This window comes from Rugamonas sp. DEMB1, assembly GCF_029834475.1.
Taxonomy (GTDB): Bacteria; Pseudomonadota; Gammaproteobacteria; order Burkholderiales; family Burkholderiaceae_D; genus Rugamonas; species Rugamonas rubra.
On the sequence record NZ_CP122407.1, the window covers coordinates 3,511,314 to 3,528,085 of the forward strand.

Below are 16,772 nucleotides of genomic sequence, written 5' to 3' on the forward strand. Positions count from 1 at the left end.
GGTGGAGTGGCGGCCGGCTCACAGGCGCCAGACGGTGCAGCCGGCCGCGCGCAGCGGCTCCAGGTCGAACTGCGACTTGACGTCGATGAAGCAGCCGCCCTTGTTCAACTTGGACAGGAAGTCCTCCGTGCTCAGCTCGAGCAGTTCGCGGTGCGACACGGCGGCGACGATGGCGTCGGCGCGCGGCAGGCCGGCCCAGCTCTCCAGGTCGATGTCGTACTCCTTGGCCGCCGCCACCGGGTCGGCCACCGGGTCGTGCACGTGCACCTGCACGCCGTAGGAGCGCAGCTCGCTGACCACGTCGGCCACCTTGGAGTTGCGCAGGTCCGGGCAGTCCTCCTTGAAGGTCAGGCCGATCACGTTGACGCGCGCGCCCTTGACGTTGAAGCCGGCCGCGATCATCGACTTGACGGTTTTCTCGGCGACGAACTTGGCCATGCCGTCGTTGATGCGGCGCCCGGCCAGGATCACCTGCGGGTGGTAGCCCAGCATGTCGGCCTTGTAGGTCAGGTAGTAGGGGTCGACGCCGATGCAGTGGCCGCCCACCAGGCCCGGGCGGAACGGCAGGAAGTTCCACTTGGTGCCGGCGGTCTGCAGCACGTCGAGGGTGTCGATGCCGACCCGGTCGAAGATCAGCGCCAGCTCGTTCATCAGGGCGATGTTCAGGTCGCGCTGGGTGTTCTCGATCACCTTGGCCGCCTCGGCCACCTTGATGCTCTTGGCGCGGTAGACGCCGGCCGTCACCACCGACTCGTACAGCGCGGCGACCGCCTCCAGCGTGGCCGCGTCGTCGCCCGACACCACCTTCAGGATGGTGGTCAGGGTGTGCGTCTTGTCGCCCGGGTTGATGCGCTCGGGCGAGAAGCCGACGTGGAAGTCGCGGCGCCAGGTCAGGCCGGAACAGCGCTCCAGGATCGGCACGCACAGGCCCTCGGTCACGCCGGGGTAGACGGTCGACTCGTAGACGACGATGGCGCCGCGCTTCATGTGCTTGCCGACCGCCTCGCTGGCCGAGACCAGCGGGTGGAAATCGGGCGTGTGGGCGCTGTCGACCGGGGTCGGCACGGCGACGATGATGTAGTCGGCCTGGGCCAGCGCGGCCGGGTCGGTGCCCACCGTCAACTGGCTGGCGGCGCGCAGATCGGCGCTGGAAACCTCGCCGGTGGGGTCGATGAAATTGCGGTAGTGCGCGATCTTGGCGGGCGACAAATCAAATCCGACCGTCGGCCGCTTCTTGCCAAACTCGACGGCCAATGGCAGGCCCACATAGCCCAAGCCGACGACTGCAACGCTTTCAGTGTTTTTCATCGTATGTCCAAGAAGTAAATATAAATTATCATAAAAACAATTATAGTTATACCACGATATCGGCCTGAAAGTTATAAATTTTTTAAGTTATATGGCAATATAAATATCTGAAGAACAACGTTTTAGACACAATCGTCGGCAAGCTTCTTGCCATGGATCACGCCTTGGCGACGCCGCGACGGGGTTCTCCGGCGCGCCCGCGCGGCGCCAGGCGGGCGCGGGGCGGCGCGGGCTGGCAAGGCGGCATCGGCGCACCGCGCGCGCCTAAAAAATGGGGGAGTTGCCGGGTGCGGGCTCAGCCCGGGGGGCGCGCCTTGGCGCATCGACGCAGCGCCGACCGGCGCCGCCGGCGCCGCCAGTCGACCTCGGAACCGGCCGCCGGCGCGCGCCCAGCCTTGTACCTCAAGGCAAAAGCTGTTGTCGGGCACGGCAAGGCGGCGGCACACACCGGGCTCGCGCAAGACAACATGGATAGATCGGCAATCGCCTTCAACGTATCATCCTTTGGCTGAACCATGCTATCGGACAAATCCTACACAACGACAGGATGTTATAAATATAACGCCTATTCGTGGTCAAAAAACACACGAATTGTCACAACACAAACTCCCATAGAGGAAGCGATGGCGGCTCGTCGTGTTGCAAAAATGCCCAACCAGGACGCTGTGGCGTTGTAAAAATAATACGCCTCAGACACAATATTAAAGTTATGATAATGAGTGCCGCCACTAGAATGGCGGACGGCAGCAAACTCAACCCGACCGCGTACGCGACAAGCGGCTTCGACCAGGACAATGCGCGCGACGACACGATTATCTAATGGACAAATCGACCAATATCGACCTGTGCCGGGGAATGCTGTTCGTCCTGATGGCCAACACCCACGCCTCCTCGGTGTCCCATCTGCCCGCCGACAGCTGGCTGCTGTCCGACCTGTGGCTGCCGACCGGCTGGGCCACGGTCACCTTCGTCGTGCTGTCGGGCTACAGCGTCGGCTTCATCACTTCGCGGCGCAGCCCCAACGCGGCCTGGGACCGCGCGCTGTACCGCCGCGCCAAGCAGATCCTCGCCGTCATGCTGGTCTCCAACGCCATCTTCGCCATCCTGCGCGAGGCCGTCGCCGGCCGGATGGACGCCGTCCACACGGCGCCGTGGTGGCTCGGCTTCCTGACGCTGCAAACGCCGTGGACCATCTCCGGCGTGCTGCTGCCCACCGCCCTGCTGCTGATGTGCGCGCCCGAGCTGCAGCGCCGTTTCCGCTTCTCGTGCTGGCAATTGCTTTTCTACATGATCGGCGCGCGCGCCCTGGTCGCCGTGCTCAGCATCGAGGTCGCCGAGTCGCCGCTGGCCGCCGGCTGGGCCGCCCGCGTCTTCCTGCTCGAAGGCTTCGGCGGCTTTCCCGTGCTGCCGTTCGTGCTCAACGGCTGCATCGGCATCGCCCTGGGCATGCTGCGCAACCACAGCGAATGGCAGTGGCAAAGGGTGATCCTGCTGCTGATGGGTTTGCAGGTCGGCATCTACCTGACCTCCTACTACCCGACCTCCTTCGCCTCGGCGATGGTCGTGGCGACCTTCGGCGCGGCCGGCAAGTTCGCCTGGATGTACTTCCTGGCGCACATCCTGAAACTGTCGCGCCTGCGCTGGCTGGCCGACCCGGTCGAGCTGATCGGCAAGTTCGCCCTCGGCTCCTTCGTCATGCACCGCTTCTTCCTGCACGCGCTGGCCGAGGCCCTGGTGCTGGCCCGGCTGTCGTATCTGCCGCCGGAGATGCGCATGGCCACCCTGCTGCTGTGCACCCTGCTGCTGACTTGGAGCCTGTGCCGCATGCGCCAGCACGCCAACTGGATCGACACGCCGTTCCGCCGCCTGGCGCTGTAGCGCCGCCGGCCGCGGGCTGGGCCTGCCCGCCAGCCGCGCGCCGCTCGCCGCTAGCCGCTAGCCGCTAGCCGCTAGCCGAAGTACAGCAGGCGGGTGGCCAGCGTGTGCCGGGCCTCCAGCAACATCAGCGCGAGCAGCGCCAGCAGGCACAACGGCGGCAGCACGATGGCGCCGACCAGCGCCGCCCGCTCCCAGCGCAGGTGCATGAAAACGGCGACGATCAGGCCGGCCTTGAGCAGCATCAGCGCGACGATCAGCGACCAGCGCAGATAGCCGGCCAGGTGGTAGAAGTCGACCAGGTAGGACAGGGTCGACAGGATGAACAGCAGGCCCCACACCTTCAGGTACAGGCCCGGCGGATGTTGTTGCCCGTGCGCGGCGTCCATGGCGGCTCCCTACCACAGGTAGAACAAGGCGAAGATGAAGACCCAGACCAGGTCGACGAAGTGCCAGTACAGGCCGGCGATCTCGACGATGTCGTAGCCGCCCCCCTCGTAGCGGCCGCGCGCCACCCGGCCGGCGACGGTGCCCAGGTAGAGCACGCCGGCCGTCACGTGCAGGCCGTGGAAGCCGGTGATCATGAAGAAGCAGGCGCCGAACTGGGCCGCGCCCATGGGGTTGCCCCAGGGCCGCACGCCCTCGCCGATCAGCTTGCTCCACTCGAAGGCCTGCATGGCCACGAACAGCGCGCCGCATGCCGCCGTCAGCAGCATCAGCTGGGCGCAGCGGCGCCGCTGGCGCCGGTAGCCGGCGTTGACGGCCAGCGCCATCGTGCCGCTGCTGCTGATCAGCACGAAGGTCATCACGGCGATCAGCAGCAGCGGCAGCCTGGTGCCGCCCACGTTGAGGGCGAACACCTCGCTGGGGTCGGGCCAGGCCGCCGTCGCCGAAATGCGCACCGTCATGTAGCCGGTCAGGAAACTGGCGAAGATGAAGGTGTCGCTGAGCAGGAAGAGCCACATCATCGCCTTGCCCCAAGGGACGCGGAACACCTTGCGCCCGGCCGACCAGTCGCGCGCCATGCCGCGCCAGCGCGCCGCGTCCGGCGCGGCGCCGGCATCGCGGTCGATTGCCATGTCTTGGTTCATCGCCTCACCTCGCTTTCGATTCGTCCGGCGCGCCGGCCGGCGCCGCCTAGGCGGTGCCGCAAATGGCCCGCGCCAGCTCCGGCGTGAGCAGGAACAACAGGCCGAACAGCAGCAGCCACCACACCAATAGAAAATGCCAGTAGCGCGCGCACAGGCGCAGGCGCAAGGCCGCCGCCGCGCGGGCGCCGGCCCCGCCAACGCCGCCCGCGCCGCGCAAGGACACGAGGCAGGCGCCGGCGCCGACCAGCAGTCCGCCGGCCACGTGCAGGCCGTGCAGGCCGGTGAGCAGATAGAAGAAGCTGTTGGCCGGATTGCCCGCCAGCGGAAAATTGAGCGCGCTCATGCGTTGCCAGGCCCACAGCTGCGCCGCCAGGAAGGCCAGCGCGGCCAGGCAGGCGGCGGCCAGCGCGGCACCGGCCGCGCCGCCGGCGGGACGGGCGGCGCGCCGGCGGGACGCCTCCCAGCCTGCGCCGCTCGCCGCCAACAAGGCGCTGCTGAGCCACAACTGCCAGGGGACGAAGGGCAAGGGCCGCCAGTCCGGCAGGCTCATGCGCATCAAATACGCGGCGCCGAACAACAGGAACAACATGCTGAGCACGCCCATCAACAGCCACAGCGCGGCCACCGCGGGCGGCGCGGCGGCCGAGGCGGCGGACGGTGCTGGCGCTGGCGCCGACGACGACGCAACGGGCGGCGCCGCCGCCGCCGGCTCGGCGGGCACGGTACGCGAAGCGGGCGTGGCCGGTTGCACCGCCGCCGACGGCGCCGGCCGCGTCGACACCGATGCCGGCGCCGCCGGCGGCCGCGCCGACGCGCCCGCAGCATCCGCCGCGCGCGGCCTGGATGGGCCGGCGCTCACGGCGCGCCCTCCGGCAACGGCGCGCCGCCCGGCGCCGCGCCGCCCGGCCGCAGCCGCCCCGCCCCGGCCGCCTCGGCCTCCGCCTCCGCGTCCGGGCCGACATTCTGCGCGCGGTAGTCGCTGGCGCCGTCGGCGCGGCCGTAGTCGTAGGGGCCGCGATACACCACCGGCAGCTGGGCGCCCCAGTTGCCGTGGCGCGGCGGCGTGTCCGGCGTCTGCCACTCCAGGCTGGCGGCGCGCCAGGGGTTGGCGCCGGCCGGCGCGCCGCGCCGGGCGCTGGCGGCCAGGTTGTAGAGGAACAGCAGCTGGGCCGCGCCGACCAGCAGCGCGGCGACGGTGATGAACACGTTCAGCGTCTGCGCCGACGGCGGGATGAAGGCGTAGCCGTCGTAGGCGTAGTAGCGGCGCGGCATGCCGAGGAAGCCCAGGTAGTGCATCGGAAAGAAGATCGCGTAGGCGCCGACGAAGGTGATCCAGAAGTGGGCGCGCGCCAGCGCCTCGTTGTAGCGGCGCCCGCTGACCTTGGGGAACCAGTGGTACAGGCCGCCGAACACGGCCAGCACCGGCGACACCCCCATCACCATGTGGAAGTGGGCGACGACGAAATAGGTGTTCGACAGCGGGATGTCGACGCTGACGTTGCCCAGGAACAGGCCCGTCAGGCCGCCGACGACGAAGGTGCTGACGAAGCCGACGGCGAACAGCATCGGCACCGTCAGGTGTATGTCGCCGCGCCACAGGGTCAGCGTCCAGTTGTAGACCTTCAGCGCGGTCGGCACGGCGATCACCAGCGTGGTGGTGGCGAACAGGAAGCCGAAGTACGGGTGCATGCCGCTGACGTACATGTGGTGGGCCCAGACGACGAAGCTGAGCACGCCGATGGCGACGATGGCCCAGACCATCATGCGGTAGCCGAAGACGCATTTGCGCGCGTGCACGCTGATCAGGTCGGAGACGATGCCGAAGGCCGGCAACGCGACGATGTACACCTCGGGGTGGCCGAAGAACCAGAACAGGTGCTGGAACAGCAGCGGGCTGCCGCCCTGGTGCGGCAGGCGCTGGCCCAGCGAGACCATGGCCGGCATGAAGAAGCTGCTGCCGAGCAGCTTGTCGAACAACATCATCACGGCGCTGACGAACAGCGCCGGGAAGGCGAACAGGGCGAGGATGCTGGCGACGAAGATGCCCCACACCGTCAGCGGCATGCGCAGCAAGGTCATGCCGTCGGCGCGCGCCTGCAGCACCGTGGTCACGTAGTTCAGCCCGCCCATGGTGGCGGCGGCGATGAACACCAGCAGCGACACCAGCATCACCACGATGCCCCACTCGACGCCGGGCGTGCCCGGCAGGATCGCCTGCGGCGGATACAAGGTCCAGCCGGCGCCGGTGGGGCCGCCCGGCACGAAGAAGCCGGCCAGCAGGATCAGCACGGCCAGCAGGTAGAACCAGTAGCTGAGCATGTTTACGAAGGGGAACACCATGTCGCGCGCGCCCAGCATCAGCGGGATCAGGTAGTTGCCGAAGCCGCCCAGGAACAGCGCCGTCAGCAGGTAGATCACCATGATCATGCCGTGCATGGTCATGAACTGGTAGTACCGGCCGGCGTCGATGAAGGCGAAGCGCCCGGGGAAGCCCAGTTGCAGCCGCATCAGGTCGGACAGCACGATGGCCAGCACGCCGACGGCCAGCGCGGTGATCGTGTACTGCACGGCGATCACCTTGTGGTCCTGGCTCCACACGTAGCGCAGCCACCAGCTCCGCGCGCCGTGCGCCGCCTCGTCGCCATCCTCGCCGCCGCTCTCACTGCCGTATGCCATCGCCGCCTCCCTTGCCCGCCGCCGGCCCGGCGCCGCCACCGAGCGATTCGATATACGCCACCAGGGCCGCCAGGTCGGCCTCGCCGAAGTCCTGCTGCGGCATGATCGGGGCGAAGCCGCGCACGGTCTTCGCCTTCGGCGCGCTGATCGACTCGCGCAGATAGGCCTCGTCGGCCAGTGCGCTGCCGCCGCCCTCGAGCGGCTCGCGGCGGCGGTACAGCCCCTTCCAGCTGGGGCCGGCGCCGGCGCTGCCGTCGACGCTGTGGCAGGCGACGCAGCCGCGCGCCTGCGCCAGCAGGCGCCCCTGGGCGGCGCGGCCGGCCGCGCCGCCTGGTGTGGCGGCGAAGGTCGGCAGCGCCGCCAGCCAGGCGCCGAAGGCGGCCGGCTGCTCGACCACCACATAGCCGCGCATGGCGGCGTGGCCGATGCCGCACAACTGCGCGCACAACACCTCGAAGCGGCCGCTGCGCTGCGGCGTCAGCCAGAACGAGGTGACCATGCCCGGCACCATGTTCATCCGCGTGCGGAACGGCGGCACAAAGAAGTCGTGCACGGCGTCCTGCGCGCGCAGCAGGAATTTCACCGGGCGGCCGGCCGGCAGGTGCACCTCGCCGCCGGCGACCAGCAGGTCGTCGCTGCCGTTCGGATCGGCCGGGTCGATGCCGAACAGGTTGTCGGCGCCGACGAAGCGCGGGTCCGTGCGGCCCAGCTTGCCGTCGGCGCCGGGAAAGCGGTAGCTCCAGCGCCACTGCTGGCCGACCACCTCGAACAGCAGCGCGTCGGCCGGCGGGTGGATCAGCTCGGCATACACGGCCAGCCCCGGCGCCAGCAGCGCGGCGATGCCGACCGAGGTCAAGCCGAGCAGCCACCACTCGAGCCGCGCGTTGCCGTGCTCGGCCGAGGCGCGCACGCCGTCGCGGTGGCGGAAGCGCCAGATGGCGTAGGCGAGGAACAGGTTGATGGCGACGAAGGCCAGGCCGCTCAGCGCCAGCGTCAGCTGCAGCGCCTCGTCCATCTGCCGCCAGTTCGAGGCGAGCGGCGTCAGCCACCAGGGGCTGAGCAGGTGGAAGGCCACGGCGCCAACCGTGAGCAATAACAGGGCGATGACCAGGGGCATGGCGGCGGCCGGTTTCGGGACGGCGCGCCTAGCGCCGCCACGCCGGCCGTTCCAGCGCCAGATAGAACACCACCACGGCCGTGCCGAAGACCACATGGGTCGTCGCCGTGGCCGCGCCGCGCAGCGCGGTGAACCAGGGAAAGGCCTGCGCCACCCCGTAGAAATTGACGATGTACAAGAGCAGGCCGAACACCGCCCCCGCCAGCGCGGCCATGAAGGCGCGCGGCTCGAGGCCGCAGGCGACCACGATGGCGACCAGCAGCAGGCCGTACAAGGTGCCCAGCGCGTAGTGCAGCGCCAGCGCGGCGCCCAGCACCACCAGGCTGAAGCCGCTCTCGCGCAGCACCGCCTCGCCCATCGCGAGGGCCGCCACCATGCGGGTGGCCGGCCAGGGGTTGCCGTCCAACACCACGGACGACCAGAACAGCTCGAGCAACATCAACACGCCGCCGGCGCCGAAGCCGGCCACCGCCGCCGCCGCCCAGTCGGGCCGCTGCGCCGTCCAGCGCAGTGGCAACAAATGTAGTTGCATGACTTCCTCCAAGAAGATGCCGGCCGCGACGGTGGAGCCGCCCGCGCCGGTCGCTCAGGCGCGCCGCCGGCGGCGCACCCACCACACCTGCCACACCCAGTTGGCCAGCGCCGAATAGCACAGGCCCAACAGCGCCGCCGGCAGCTTGTAGCGGTCCAGCCGGGCCAGCCAGTCGCCGCCGCGCGCGACACCGTCGCTGACCACGAAACCGGCGCCGTCGACGCGCAGCGCCACCTGTTCCGGCGCCAGCGCCAGGTGGTGGGCGCGCAGCGTCGGGCTGGCCGCGCAGTCGTCCGGGCCGGGCGCGCGCGGCCACGGGAACAGCCGGCCCTTGCTCGCCGAACAGGCGTACCACTTGTAGCTGCCGTCGCGCCGGCGCAGCCCGACGTCGCGCACGGCCATGCCGGCGTCCGCGCCGGCGCCCCGGCCCCTCGGCGCCCTCGCCCAGGTAGAGGCGGCTGGCCGGCGCGCCGACCGGGAACACCAACACGATGGCGCGCCCCTCGCCCACCTCCAGCCCGACCGGCAGGGCGCCCGGCAGCTTCAGCGCGCCGGCCCTGCCGATCCGCAAGACGTTGCGCTCGGCCGAAGAGGGCTTGCCGCCGGCCTCCGCCTCGTCGCCGAGCAGCACGCTCAGCCGCGCCACCGCGACGGCGTTGCGCACCCGCACGCGCAGCGCGGCGGCGCCGCCGCTGCCGGCCTGCTCGAACTCGACCTCCGGCCCGCCCGTTGCGCCCGTCCCCTGCGGCGGTGCGCGCAGCGCCAGCTCGATGCGGCTGCGGCCGTTGCCCCTGTCCGCCGTCGTCCAATTGATCGGCCCGCGCGTGGCGGGCAGCGCCAGCATCCAGGTCTTCTCCAGCTCGGCCGCCGTGGCCGCGTCCAGCGCGCCGTCCTCGACGTGCACGTCGACGCCCTCGTTGGCCTCGCCCAGCACCGTCAACAAGGGCGAGGTGGCGCCGCCCGGCGCCGGCGCTGGCCGCAACAACAGCGTCTCGCCGCCCTCCGCCTTCAGCCGCAAGGCCGCGTCGGCCGGATCGACGAAGTCGGCCACCGGCAGCTGCACGATGTAATAGACGGCCCCCGTCGCCGCCAGGAACACCGACAAGGCGGCCACCTTCTCCTTCAACGAGGCCGGGGCCGGGGCCGGGGCCGGGGCCGGCGACGCCGGCGCGGGCGCGGGCGCGGGCGCCGGCGCCGGCGCGGACGGGGCCGCCGGAGGCGCCGCCGTCGACGCCGCCGGCCCGCTCGGCTGCGGCGGACGCCTGCGCCTATTGGCCATGGTCGGCGATCCGCACGGCGCCGGGGGAGATCGCGCCGACCCAGCTGCGGTCGTCGCCGGCCAACCAGGCCCGCACCTGCAGCCGGTGCAGTCCCCGCGACAGCGCCGCCGCGCCGTTGCGGCCGTCCCAGGTTTGGCCGGCCACCTCGCCGGCCGGCAAGCCCCGGCTGTGTTCCGCGTCCAGCGTGGCGACCCGCTCGACCTCGATGCCGTCCGCGCCGCTGCGGCGGAAGCGCAGCACCTCGACGGCGACGTGGTTGAACGGCCATTGCATGCGGTAACCGACCTGCACCAGCTCGCGCGGCAGCTTGGGCTGCGGCGGCCCGAACACCAGCCGGTCCACCGCCACCGAGCCGACCGCGCGCGGTCCGGCGCCGATACCGTACACCTCGACCGAGACACCGCCCTCGTCGGCCACGGCACCGCGCTCGGCGCAGGCGGGACGGGCGGAGCGCAGCACGTACAGCGCCGCCCTCGCCGCCGGCGCGATGTTGCCGGGCAGCTCGATTCTCAGCAGGCGCCGGCCGGCCCGGCCGTCGGCGTCGAGCAGCCGTGAAAACACCTGCTTGCCGCCCAGGTAGACGTCCAGCTCGGTACAGGTATCGGGTTGCGGCAGAAAGTCGACGACGAAGGGCCATCCGCTGCGGATATATCCCTCAACGACAAAGGTGCCGACCTTCTGCGTGACGGCGAAGCGCGGCCCGTTGCGTGCGAGATAGTCGTCGTTGATGGCGGGTGCCGGTCCCTGCTCGGAAGGTGCGGAAAAGATGCTGGCGAGGACGGCGCCGACACCGACCAGAATGGCGGCGTTGGCGAGCGAACTGGAGCCGCGCTCGCGCGGGCGTTCACTGTGTTGCCGGGACGGCGATGGCGCCGGCTGTCCCTGCTCGGCGCGCGATGGCGGCTGCTGTGCCTGCGACGGCGGCTGCTGTGCCTGCGGTGGCGGCTGCTGTGCCTGCGAATGCTTAGGCTGCGCCACGCTCGTCACAACTTCGGGTAGCTGCGCGTATGCGCCGCCCTTCCCCAGCGGCGCCAGCGCCAGCAACATGGCCGCCAGCACCAAGCGCCACGGCCTCAGCAATCCACCACGATCCCGCTGCATATGCCTGTCCTTGAATTGAAGCACAACCCGGCCGTCCGGCGCGAACGCGGAGCGGCAAACGAGCTTTCAAGTTAATAGGCTGGAGAGGACAGGCTTTGACGAGCGTCAAAAGTGTTCGGCGTGGCCCGCTGACCTGGCGTGCCGCCAGCGGGCCGGGAAAACCATCAAACGGCAACGATGTGGCGCCAGGCCATGGCTTACACCACGCCGGCGGTCATCCAGCCGCCCGCCATCAACACCACGGCGCCGGCGGCGCGCAGCCACAGGTCGCGGCGGCGCAGCGCGGCGCCGAAGCCGACACCCATACCGTGCAACAACATGCTGGCGGCGACGAAGCCGGCGGCGTACTGCCACGGCGTGCTCATCGCCGGCATTTCCATGCCGTGGGCGTAGCCGTGGAACAAGGCGAACAGGCCGACCATGGCCGCGCCCAGCGCGCTCGGCACCGCCACCGCCATGCAGATCAGCACGCCCAGCAACAGCACGGAGGCCGCGATGCCGCCCTCCACCATCGGCATGACCAGGCCGCTGGTCGCCATGCCGGCGCCCACGGTCAGGCAGGCGACAAAGCTCACCGGCAACAACCACTGCGCCCGGCCGCCCAATTGCGCCGCCCATACCCCGACGGCGAACATCGCCAGCAGATGGTCCCAACCCATGAACGGGTGCATCAAACCGGCCATGGCACCCTCGGCATGGCCCGGATGGGCCTGCGCGACACCGGCCACGGCCAGCGCCGCCAAGCCCAGCCAACGATACGTTTTTGCATACATAAAGGTACTCCTTAAAGAAAAATGAATAGATGCGAAATAACTAAACTCTAGCGCCAGCTGCTGCCGGTCAACTCCGTCAACAGCGCGGCAACCTTGCTGCGGCTCACGTGGTAGCCGATGAACACCAGCTCCGAGCGCTTGCCCGCCGGCCGCGCGGCGTCGGCCTTGATGTCGATGCGCGCCCGCACGCCCTGCACCAGCAAGGCGCCCCGCTCCTCGCCGGTCTGCGCGAAACCCTTGCTGCGCAGGATGGGCTCGGCCAGCGCCGCCTCGCGCAACGCCGCCGCCAGCGTCGCGCTGCTCTGCGGCGCATCGCTGCGCAGCACAAACGACTGCCAGCCCGGGTCCTGCTCGTGGAAATGCTTGTGCGTGGCCAGGCCGTGGCTGTGCGCGCCCAGGCCCGAGTGGGCGTGGCCGTTCAAGCGGCTCTGGCTGGCCAGCACGCCGGTCTGCGGCCCCGGCATCGCCGGCAGCAAGGTGTAGGCGTGCTCGTGCTCGGTGCGGGTCGGCTGATGCAGCCGCAGGCCCAGCGCCAGACGAACATCCAGCTGCGCCCGCCGCGCCAGCTCGAGGAAGCGCACGTTCGGCGCGCGCTGGCGCACCCGCGTCTCGGCCAGCAGCAGCTGCTCGTCGTCCAGCTCGTCGACCTTGTTGAGCACCACCACGTCGGCCGACTCCAGCTGTCGCTCGAACATCGCGGCCACCGGGTTGGCGCCGGCGGCGTGCTCGAACTGGTCGGACAGCAGCAGCGGCGTGTCGACCACGGCGATGGTGGCGTCGAGGATGAAGTCGTCGGCCAGCGCCGCGCCTTGCAGCTGCTCCATCACCGCCGACGGCAGCGCCAGGCCGGAGGTTTCGATCAGCACGTGGTCGACGTTGGCGCGCCGCGCCGCGATGGCCAGCATGGTCGGCACGAACCGCTCGTCCTCGCCGTAGGCGATCAAGCCGTCGGCGAAGTCGTGGAAGCGCACCTCGTCGTCGCCCACCGCGCCGTCGCGCACCAAGGTGCTGTCGATGGAGATCTCGCCGAACTCGTTGATGAGGATCGCCAGGCGGCGCGTCTGGCGCCGCTCGATCAGCCCGCGCAACAAGGTGGTCTTGCCCGAGCCGAGGAAGCCGGTGACGATGGTCACCGGGATCAGCTTCTTCATGTTCATGCCGCGCCCACCGCCTTCAACTGCGCCAGCACCTCGGCGCTGCTGCCGGCCAGCGTCGGATACGCCAGTTGCGGCCGCGCCACCACCACCAGCGGAATGCCCAGCGCGCGCGCGGCGTCGGCCTTGGCGCGGTAGCCGCCGGCGCCGCCGGAGTCCTTGCTCACCACGCAGTCGATGCCCCAGTCGCGCCACAGCGCCGTGTTGAACTCGGCCGAGAACGGCCCCTGCATGGCGCAGATGCGCTCGCGCGGCACGCCCAGCGCGATGGCGCGCTGGATGAATTCGGGCTCGGCCGTCAAGCGCACGAACCACTGCTTGTCGGCCGCGCCCGGCGCCTGCAGGAAGGTGGCCAGGTTCGTTCGAGCCGGTGGCCAGGAAGATGCGCTGGCCGCTGGCGATGGCCCGTTCGGCGGCCAGTTGCGGCGTGGCGCACAGGGCGCCGTCGGCGGCGTCGAACTCGCTGGCGCGCTCGTAGCGCACATACGGAATACCCAGTTCGCGCGACAATCCCATCAACTGCTCGGACATGCTGCTGGCGAAAGGATGCGTGGCGTCGACCAGCACCCGCGCGCGGCTGGCGCCCAGCGCCTGCCGGCGCGCCTCCACACCCTGCCGGCCGGCCCACACGGTCACGCCCGGGCAGTCCTTCAAGGCCAGCGCGCCGCCGTGCTCCGTCGCCGCCGACACCACCACCTTGCGACCGACGGTGGCGCCCAACTCGGCCGCCAGTTCGGCCGCCAGCGCGTTGCCGTCGCTGGTGCCGGAGAAGACCCAGGCCGCGTCGTCCGGCATGGCGTCGCGCGGCGCCGTCGGCACCAGCGGCGCGCCTTCCGGCAGCGACCAGTCGTTGTAGCCGCGCGGCGTGTAGATGCTGCCGCGCTTGCGCTTGGTGAAGCGGTTGCCGACCACGATGGTGGTCAGCATGTCGAACTGCAGCGACGGCAGCTCGTCCAAACGGTGGATGCTGACCTGCTGGCCCGGCCGATAGGCGTTCTTCACCACGCCGCACAGGGTATGCGGCGCCTTCGATTCGAGCATCAGCTGCAGCACGCGGTAGACGCCCTGCTGGCGGCCGGCGCTCTGCACGTTGTACATCACGCAGGCCAGGTCGGCCTGGGCGATGTGGCGGGCGCGGTGCTCGATCCACTCCCACGGGCACAGCAGGTCGGACAGGCTGAGCGTGGCGAAATCGTGCGACAGCGGCGAGCCGAGCAGCGAGGCGCAGGCGTTGGCCGAGGTGATCCCCGGGATCACGTTGACCTGGTAGGTGTCGTCCTCGCTCATCTCCTCGAAGGCCAGCGCGGCCATCGCGTAGATGCCGATATCGCCGCTGGAAATCAGCGACACGGTGGCGCCGCCGCGCGCCTTCTCGATCGCCAGCAAGGCGCGCTCGCGCTCCTGCGTCAGCGGCGGCGAATGGATCTCCTTGCCCTCGATATGCGGGCCGATCCAGCGCAGATACAACTCGTAGGCGACGATCACGTCGCTGCTCTCCAGCGCCGCGACGGCGCGCGGCGCGATCAAGTCCTCATATCCCGGCCCGACCGACACCAAATTCAGTACACCACTCATATTTCCATCCATTGATCTTGAACCACTGCGACGGCGACGCCGTCCAGGCTTGTTTTTGGAACCAGCAGGCGCCCGCGCGGACTGGCCACCAGGGCGCAGGGCTCGCAGACTCCATCGAGTCCCACATTCTGTTTGACCCAGGCCGACGGCTGGCTGACCCAGGGCCGCGCCGCCAAGGTCTCGCGGGCGAACACCCGCAACGGCAGATTGTGCCGCGCGCAAAAGTCCAGCAGACCAGGCTCGTTGGCCTTCAGATCCACCGTGGCCACCTCGCGCACGTCGCTAATGGCGTAGTCGCCAAGGGCCAGCCGCACGGCCGCCTCGATGCGCTCGGCCGGTACGCCCTTGCGGCAGCCGATGCCCACCACCAGCGACTTGAGCGCCTCGGTCGCCGTGGTCACCACCGGCACCGCGCCGACAACGGCGGCGACGCGGTAGGCCAACGCGTTGGCGCCGCCCTCGTGGCCGGCCAGCAGCGACACGGCGAAGCGGCCCGCCTCGTCCAGCACCACCACGGCCGGGTCGCTGTGCTTATCCTGCGGCAGACCGTCGAGGAAGCGCACGGCGATGCCGCTGGCCGCCACCATCACCCACTGCGTGTGCCGGCGGTAGGCGGCGGCGAACTGCGCCTTTTGCGCCACATCCGCTTGCAGCCAGGGCCGATACACCTGCCCGCCCAGCCGCTCGTGCAGACAGGCGGCCAGGTCCTCGCCCTCGGGCCGCACCAGCCAGACGCCGAGCGGCGCTGCCGTCGCAGCCCCCTGCTCCGGCTCGCTCACGCCGCCGCCTTGTTCTTCTTCACCACGCGGAACAGGTGGGTGAAGTCCTTCGAGTACAGGCTAGATTCGGCGGCGGCCTCCTTGCCCAGCGCCGCGCCGACCAGCATCATCGTGGTCAAGTTCCAGGCGCCGCGCTTGGTGTCCTGCAGCACCGTGCCCAGCGTGCCCTGGTAGATCTTCTGCTCCGGCCAGCTGGCGCGGTAGACCAGCGACACCGGCGTCTCCTGCGGATAGTGCAGCGACAAATCGGCGACGATCTTCTTCAAATGCGGACCGGACAGGAAGATGCACATCGTCGCGCGGTGCTCGGCCAGCCGGGCGATCGACTCCAGCTCCGGCACCGCCGAGGCACGGCCCGACACGCGGGTCAAAATCACCGACTGCGACACCTCCGGCTTGGTCAGCTCGGACTTGATGGCGGCGGCGGCCGCCGTGAACGAGGACACGCCCGGCACGATCTCGTAGTCGATGCCCAGCGCGTCGAGCCGGCGCATCTGCTCCGCCGTGGCGCCGTAGATGGCCGGGTCGCCCGAGTGCAGCCGCACCACGTCGCTGTTCGTCGCCTTGGCGCGCAAATAGCAGGCCTGCTGCTGCTCCAGGTCCAGCTGGGCGGTGTCGATCAGCTCGGCGTCGGCGCGGCAATGCTGCAACATGTCGGTCGGCACCAGCGAGCCGGCGTACAAGACCATGTCGACGCGGCCCAGCAGGCGCGCGCCGCGCAGGGTGATCAAGTCGGCGGCGCCGGGGCCGGCGCCAATAAAGTAGACCTTCATATGCTTATCGTTCCTCTCGTGAAGCGCGGCGCACCAGCATGGTGGCCAAATATCCCATGGCGTCCTGCGCCACCAAGTCGTCCAGACCGGAGGCCAGCATCTCGCCCGGCAGGCCGATGCGGCGGGCGAAGGCGCAGTGTTGGGCGATGCCCATCTCGCGCAGCAGCTCCAACACCCACGGCAGACGCTGGCCGATCTTCATCAACACCACGATGTCGTGCGTCTCGATGTCGCGGCGCAGCTCCTCGGCCGTCTCCGGGCACGGCAGAATCAGCACGCGCTCCTTGCCCTCGCCCAGCGGCCAGGACAAAGCCGACGCGGCGGCGGCGTAGCTGGTGATGCCGGGGAAGGTGCGCTGGCGCAGCTCCGGCAAGCGCGCCTGCAAGGCCGCCAGCACATAACCGTAGGTCGAATAGGTCAGCGAATCGCCGATGGTCAGGTAGGCCACGTTGCGGCCGGCGCGCAGCTCGGCGGCGATTTGGTCGCCCAGCTGCGCGTAGTGCTCGCTGAGCACCGAGCGGTCCGGGTCCATACTGAATTCGATGTCGCGCAGCTTGGCCGCGTCGATCTCCACGCCGGCCAGGCACTGCACCGCCACCGATGTTTCGACGCCGCGCGCCCGTGGCGCGTAGATCCAGTCGGCCTCGCGCAGCGCCTCCAGCGCCGCCAGCGGCACATAGCCTGCCGGGCCGGGACCAACGCCGACGCCCCAGAACATGCCGGGTCCGGCCTTGACCA

Annotated in this window: 16 protein-coding genes and 1 pseudogene; 2 read left to right on the top strand and 15 right to left on the bottom strand. The window is 70.0% G+C overall.

Going from position 1 to position 16,772, the window contains the following annotated elements; translation table 11 throughout:
• Nucleotides 1-18: 18 nt before the first annotated feature.
• The gene (locus QC826_RS15850; RefSeq protein ID WP_279761505.1) at nucleotides 19-1,308 is read right to left on the bottom strand and encodes a nucleotide sugar dehydrogenase; all 1,290 of its coding nucleotides are present in this window, start codon (nucleotides 1,306-1,308) and stop codon (nucleotides 19-21) included.
• An 819-nt stretch (nucleotides 1,309-2,127) separates the two neighbouring features.
• Between QC826_RS15850 and QC826_RS15855 the strand changes: the two genes are divergently transcribed.
• Nucleotides 2,128-3,186 carry an acyltransferase family protein gene (locus QC826_RS15855; RefSeq protein WP_279761506.1) on the top strand — a complete coding sequence of 353 codons (1,059 nt, stop codon included), beginning with the start codon at nucleotides 2,128-2,130 and terminating at the stop codon, nucleotides 3,184-3,186.
• Between the two features lie 71 nt (nucleotides 3,187-3,257).
• Here the strand turns inward: QC826_RS15855 and QC826_RS15860 are convergent, their stop codons facing one another.
• Genes QC826_RS15860 through QC826_RS15890 form a run of 7 tightly spaced genes read right to left on the bottom strand, consistent with a single transcriptional unit; the run spans nucleotide 3,258 to nucleotide 9,001 of the window.
• Nucleotides 3,258-3,572: a cytochrome C oxidase subunit IV family protein gene (locus tag QC826_RS15860; protein WP_279761507.1), complete on the bottom strand. Its 315-nt coding sequence runs from the start codon at nucleotides 3,570-3,572 to the stop codon at nucleotides 3,258-3,260.
• Nucleotides 3,573-3,581: 9 nt separating this feature from the next.
• The gene (locus tag QC826_RS15865; RefSeq protein WP_279761508.1) at nucleotides 3,582-4,262 is read right to left on the bottom strand and encodes a heme-copper oxidase subunit III family protein; all 681 of its coding nucleotides are present in this window, start codon (nucleotides 4,260-4,262) and stop codon (nucleotides 3,582-3,584) included.
• 58 nt (nucleotides 4,263-4,320) lie between these two features.
• Complete coding sequence (locus QC826_RS15870; protein ID WP_279761509.1) at nucleotides 4,321-5,133, bottom strand: bb3-type cytochrome oxidase subunit III; 813 nt, start codon at nucleotides 5,131-5,133, stop codon at nucleotides 4,321-4,323.
• Nucleotides 5,130-6,950, bottom strand: coding sequence for a cytochrome c oxidase subunit I (locus QC826_RS15875; RefSeq protein WP_279761510.1), 1,821 nt, complete (start codon nucleotides 6,948-6,950; stop codon nucleotides 5,130-5,132). The genes QC826_RS15870 and QC826_RS15875 overlap by 4 nt, the downstream gene beginning before the upstream one ends.
• A complete protein-coding gene (locus QC826_RS15880) occupies nucleotides 6,934-8,067 on the bottom strand; it encodes a cytochrome c oxidase subunit II (RefSeq protein ID WP_279761511.1) in 1,134 nt (377 codons plus the stop codon). Before QC826_RS15880 ends, QC826_RS15875 begins: the two co-directional genes overlap by 17 nt.
• Nucleotides 8,068-8,095: 28 nt before the next feature.
• Nucleotides 8,096-8,599 carry a hypothetical protein gene (locus QC826_RS15885; protein WP_279761512.1) on the bottom strand — a complete coding sequence of 168 codons (504 nt, stop codon included), beginning with the start codon at nucleotides 8,597-8,599 and terminating at the stop codon, nucleotides 8,096-8,098.
• Between the two features lie 54 nt (nucleotides 8,600-8,653).
• The gene (locus QC826_RS15890) at nucleotides 8,654-9,001 is read right to left on the bottom strand and encodes a hypothetical protein (protein ID WP_279761513.1); all 348 of its coding nucleotides are present in this window, start codon (nucleotides 8,999-9,001) and stop codon (nucleotides 8,654-8,656) included.
• 89 nt (nucleotides 9,002-9,090) lie between these two features.
• Here QC826_RS15890 and QC826_RS15895 point away from each other — a divergent pair, with 89 nt between their 5' ends.
• On the top strand, nucleotides 9,091-9,669 hold the full coding sequence (locus QC826_RS15895) for a hypothetical protein (RefSeq protein ID WP_279761514.1): 579 nt from the start codon (nucleotides 9,091-9,093) through the stop codon (nucleotides 9,667-9,669).
• A 198-nt stretch (nucleotides 9,670-9,867) separates the two neighbouring features.
• On the opposite strand, the gene QC826_RS15900 is transcribed toward QC826_RS15895, so the two are convergent.
• The 7 genes and pseudogenes from QC826_RS15900 to cobI form a co-directional block, all read right to left on the bottom strand.
• Nucleotides 9,868-10,857, bottom strand: a complete 990-nt coding sequence (locus tag QC826_RS15900; protein WP_279761515.1) for a hypothetical protein — start codon at nucleotides 10,855-10,857, stop codon at nucleotides 9,868-9,870.
• A 320-nt stretch (nucleotides 10,858-11,177) separates the two neighbouring features.
• Entirely contained in the window at nucleotides 11,178-11,753 is a 576-nt protein-coding gene (locus QC826_RS15905) for a HupE/UreJ family protein (protein ID WP_279761516.1), read from the bottom strand.
• Nucleotides 11,754-11,800: 47 nt separating this feature from the next.
• Complete coding sequence (locus QC826_RS15910; protein WP_279766507.1) at nucleotides 11,801-12,904, bottom strand: CobW family GTP-binding protein; 1,104 nt, start codon at nucleotides 12,902-12,904, stop codon at nucleotides 11,801-11,803.
• A 2-nt stretch (nucleotides 12,905-12,906) separates the two neighbouring features.
• A pseudogene (gene cobJ, locus QC826_RS15920) lies at nucleotides 12,907-14,494 on the bottom strand (precorrin-3B C(17)-methyltransferase).
• Nucleotides 14,479-15,261 (bottom strand): cobalamin biosynthesis protein, encoded by a 783-nt coding sequence (locus QC826_RS15925; RefSeq protein WP_279761517.1) that lies wholly within the window; start codon nucleotides 15,259-15,261, stop codon nucleotides 14,479-14,481. Before QC826_RS15925 ends, cobJ begins: the two are co-directional and overlap by 16 nt.
• On the bottom strand, nucleotides 15,258-16,034 hold the full coding sequence (gene cobM, locus QC826_RS15930; protein ID WP_279761518.1) for a precorrin-4 C(11)-methyltransferase: 777 nt from the start codon (nucleotides 16,032-16,034) through the stop codon (nucleotides 15,258-15,260). The genes QC826_RS15925 and cobM overlap by 4 nt, the downstream gene beginning before the upstream one ends.
• A 4-nt stretch (nucleotides 16,035-16,038) precedes the next feature.
• On the bottom strand, nucleotides 16,039-16,752 hold the full coding sequence (gene cobI, locus QC826_RS15935) for a precorrin-2 C(20)-methyltransferase (RefSeq protein WP_279766509.1): 714 nt from the start codon (nucleotides 16,750-16,752) through the stop codon (nucleotides 16,039-16,041).
• Nucleotides 16,753-16,772: the final 20 nt, after the last annotated feature.

Excerpts from the sequence above, each read along its gene's own strand:
- QC826_RS15890 (WP_279761513.1), bottom strand. The coding sequence starts at position 9,001 with ATGGCCGTGCGCGACGTCGGGCTGCGCCGGCGCGACGGCAGCTACAAG.
- QC826_RS15875 (WP_279761510.1), bottom strand. The coding sequence starts at position 6,950 with ATGGCATACGGCAGTGAGAGCGGCGGCGAGGATGGCGACGAGGCGGCG.
- QC826_RS15855 (WP_279761506.1), top strand. The coding sequence starts at position 2,128 with ATGGACAAATCGACCAATATCGACCTGTGCCGGGGAATGCTGTTCGTC.
- QC826_RS15860 (WP_279761507.1), bottom strand. The coding sequence starts at position 3,572 with ATGGACGCCGCGCACGGGCAACAACATCCGCCGGGCCTGTACCTGAAG.
- QC826_RS15895 (WP_279761514.1), top strand. The coding sequence starts at position 9,091 with ATGGCGCGCCCCTCGCCCACCTCCAGCCCGACCGGCAGGGCGCCCGGC.
- QC826_RS15885 (WP_279761512.1), bottom strand. The coding sequence starts at position 8,599 with ATGCAACTACATTTGTTGCCACTGCGCTGGACGGCGCAGCGGCCCGAC.
- cobM (WP_279761518.1), bottom strand. The coding sequence starts at position 16,034 with ATGAAGGTCTACTTTATTGGCGCCGGCCCCGGCGCCGCCGACTTGATC.
- cobI (WP_279766509.1), bottom strand. The coding sequence starts at position 16,752 with ATGTTCTGGGGCGTCGGCGTTGGTCCCGGCCCGGCAGGCTATGTGCCG.
- QC826_RS15865 (WP_279761508.1), bottom strand. The coding sequence starts at position 4,262 with ATGGCAATCGACCGCGATGCCGGCGCCGCGCCGGACGCGGCGCGCTGG.
- QC826_RS15910 (WP_279766507.1), bottom strand. The coding sequence starts at position 12,904 with ATGAAGAAGCTGATCCCGGTGACCATCGTCACCGGCTTCCTCGGCTCG.
- QC826_RS15905 (WP_279761516.1), bottom strand. The coding sequence starts at position 11,753 with ATGTATGCAAAAACGTATCGTTGGCTGGGCTTGGCGGCGCTGGCCGTG.
- QC826_RS15880 (WP_279761511.1), bottom strand. The coding sequence starts at position 8,067 with ATGCCCCTGGTCATCGCCCTGTTATTGCTCACGGTTGGCGCCGTGGCC.
- QC826_RS15850 (WP_279761505.1), bottom strand. The coding sequence starts at position 1,308 with ATGAAAAACACTGAAAGCGTTGCAGTCGTCGGCTTGGGCTATGTGGGC.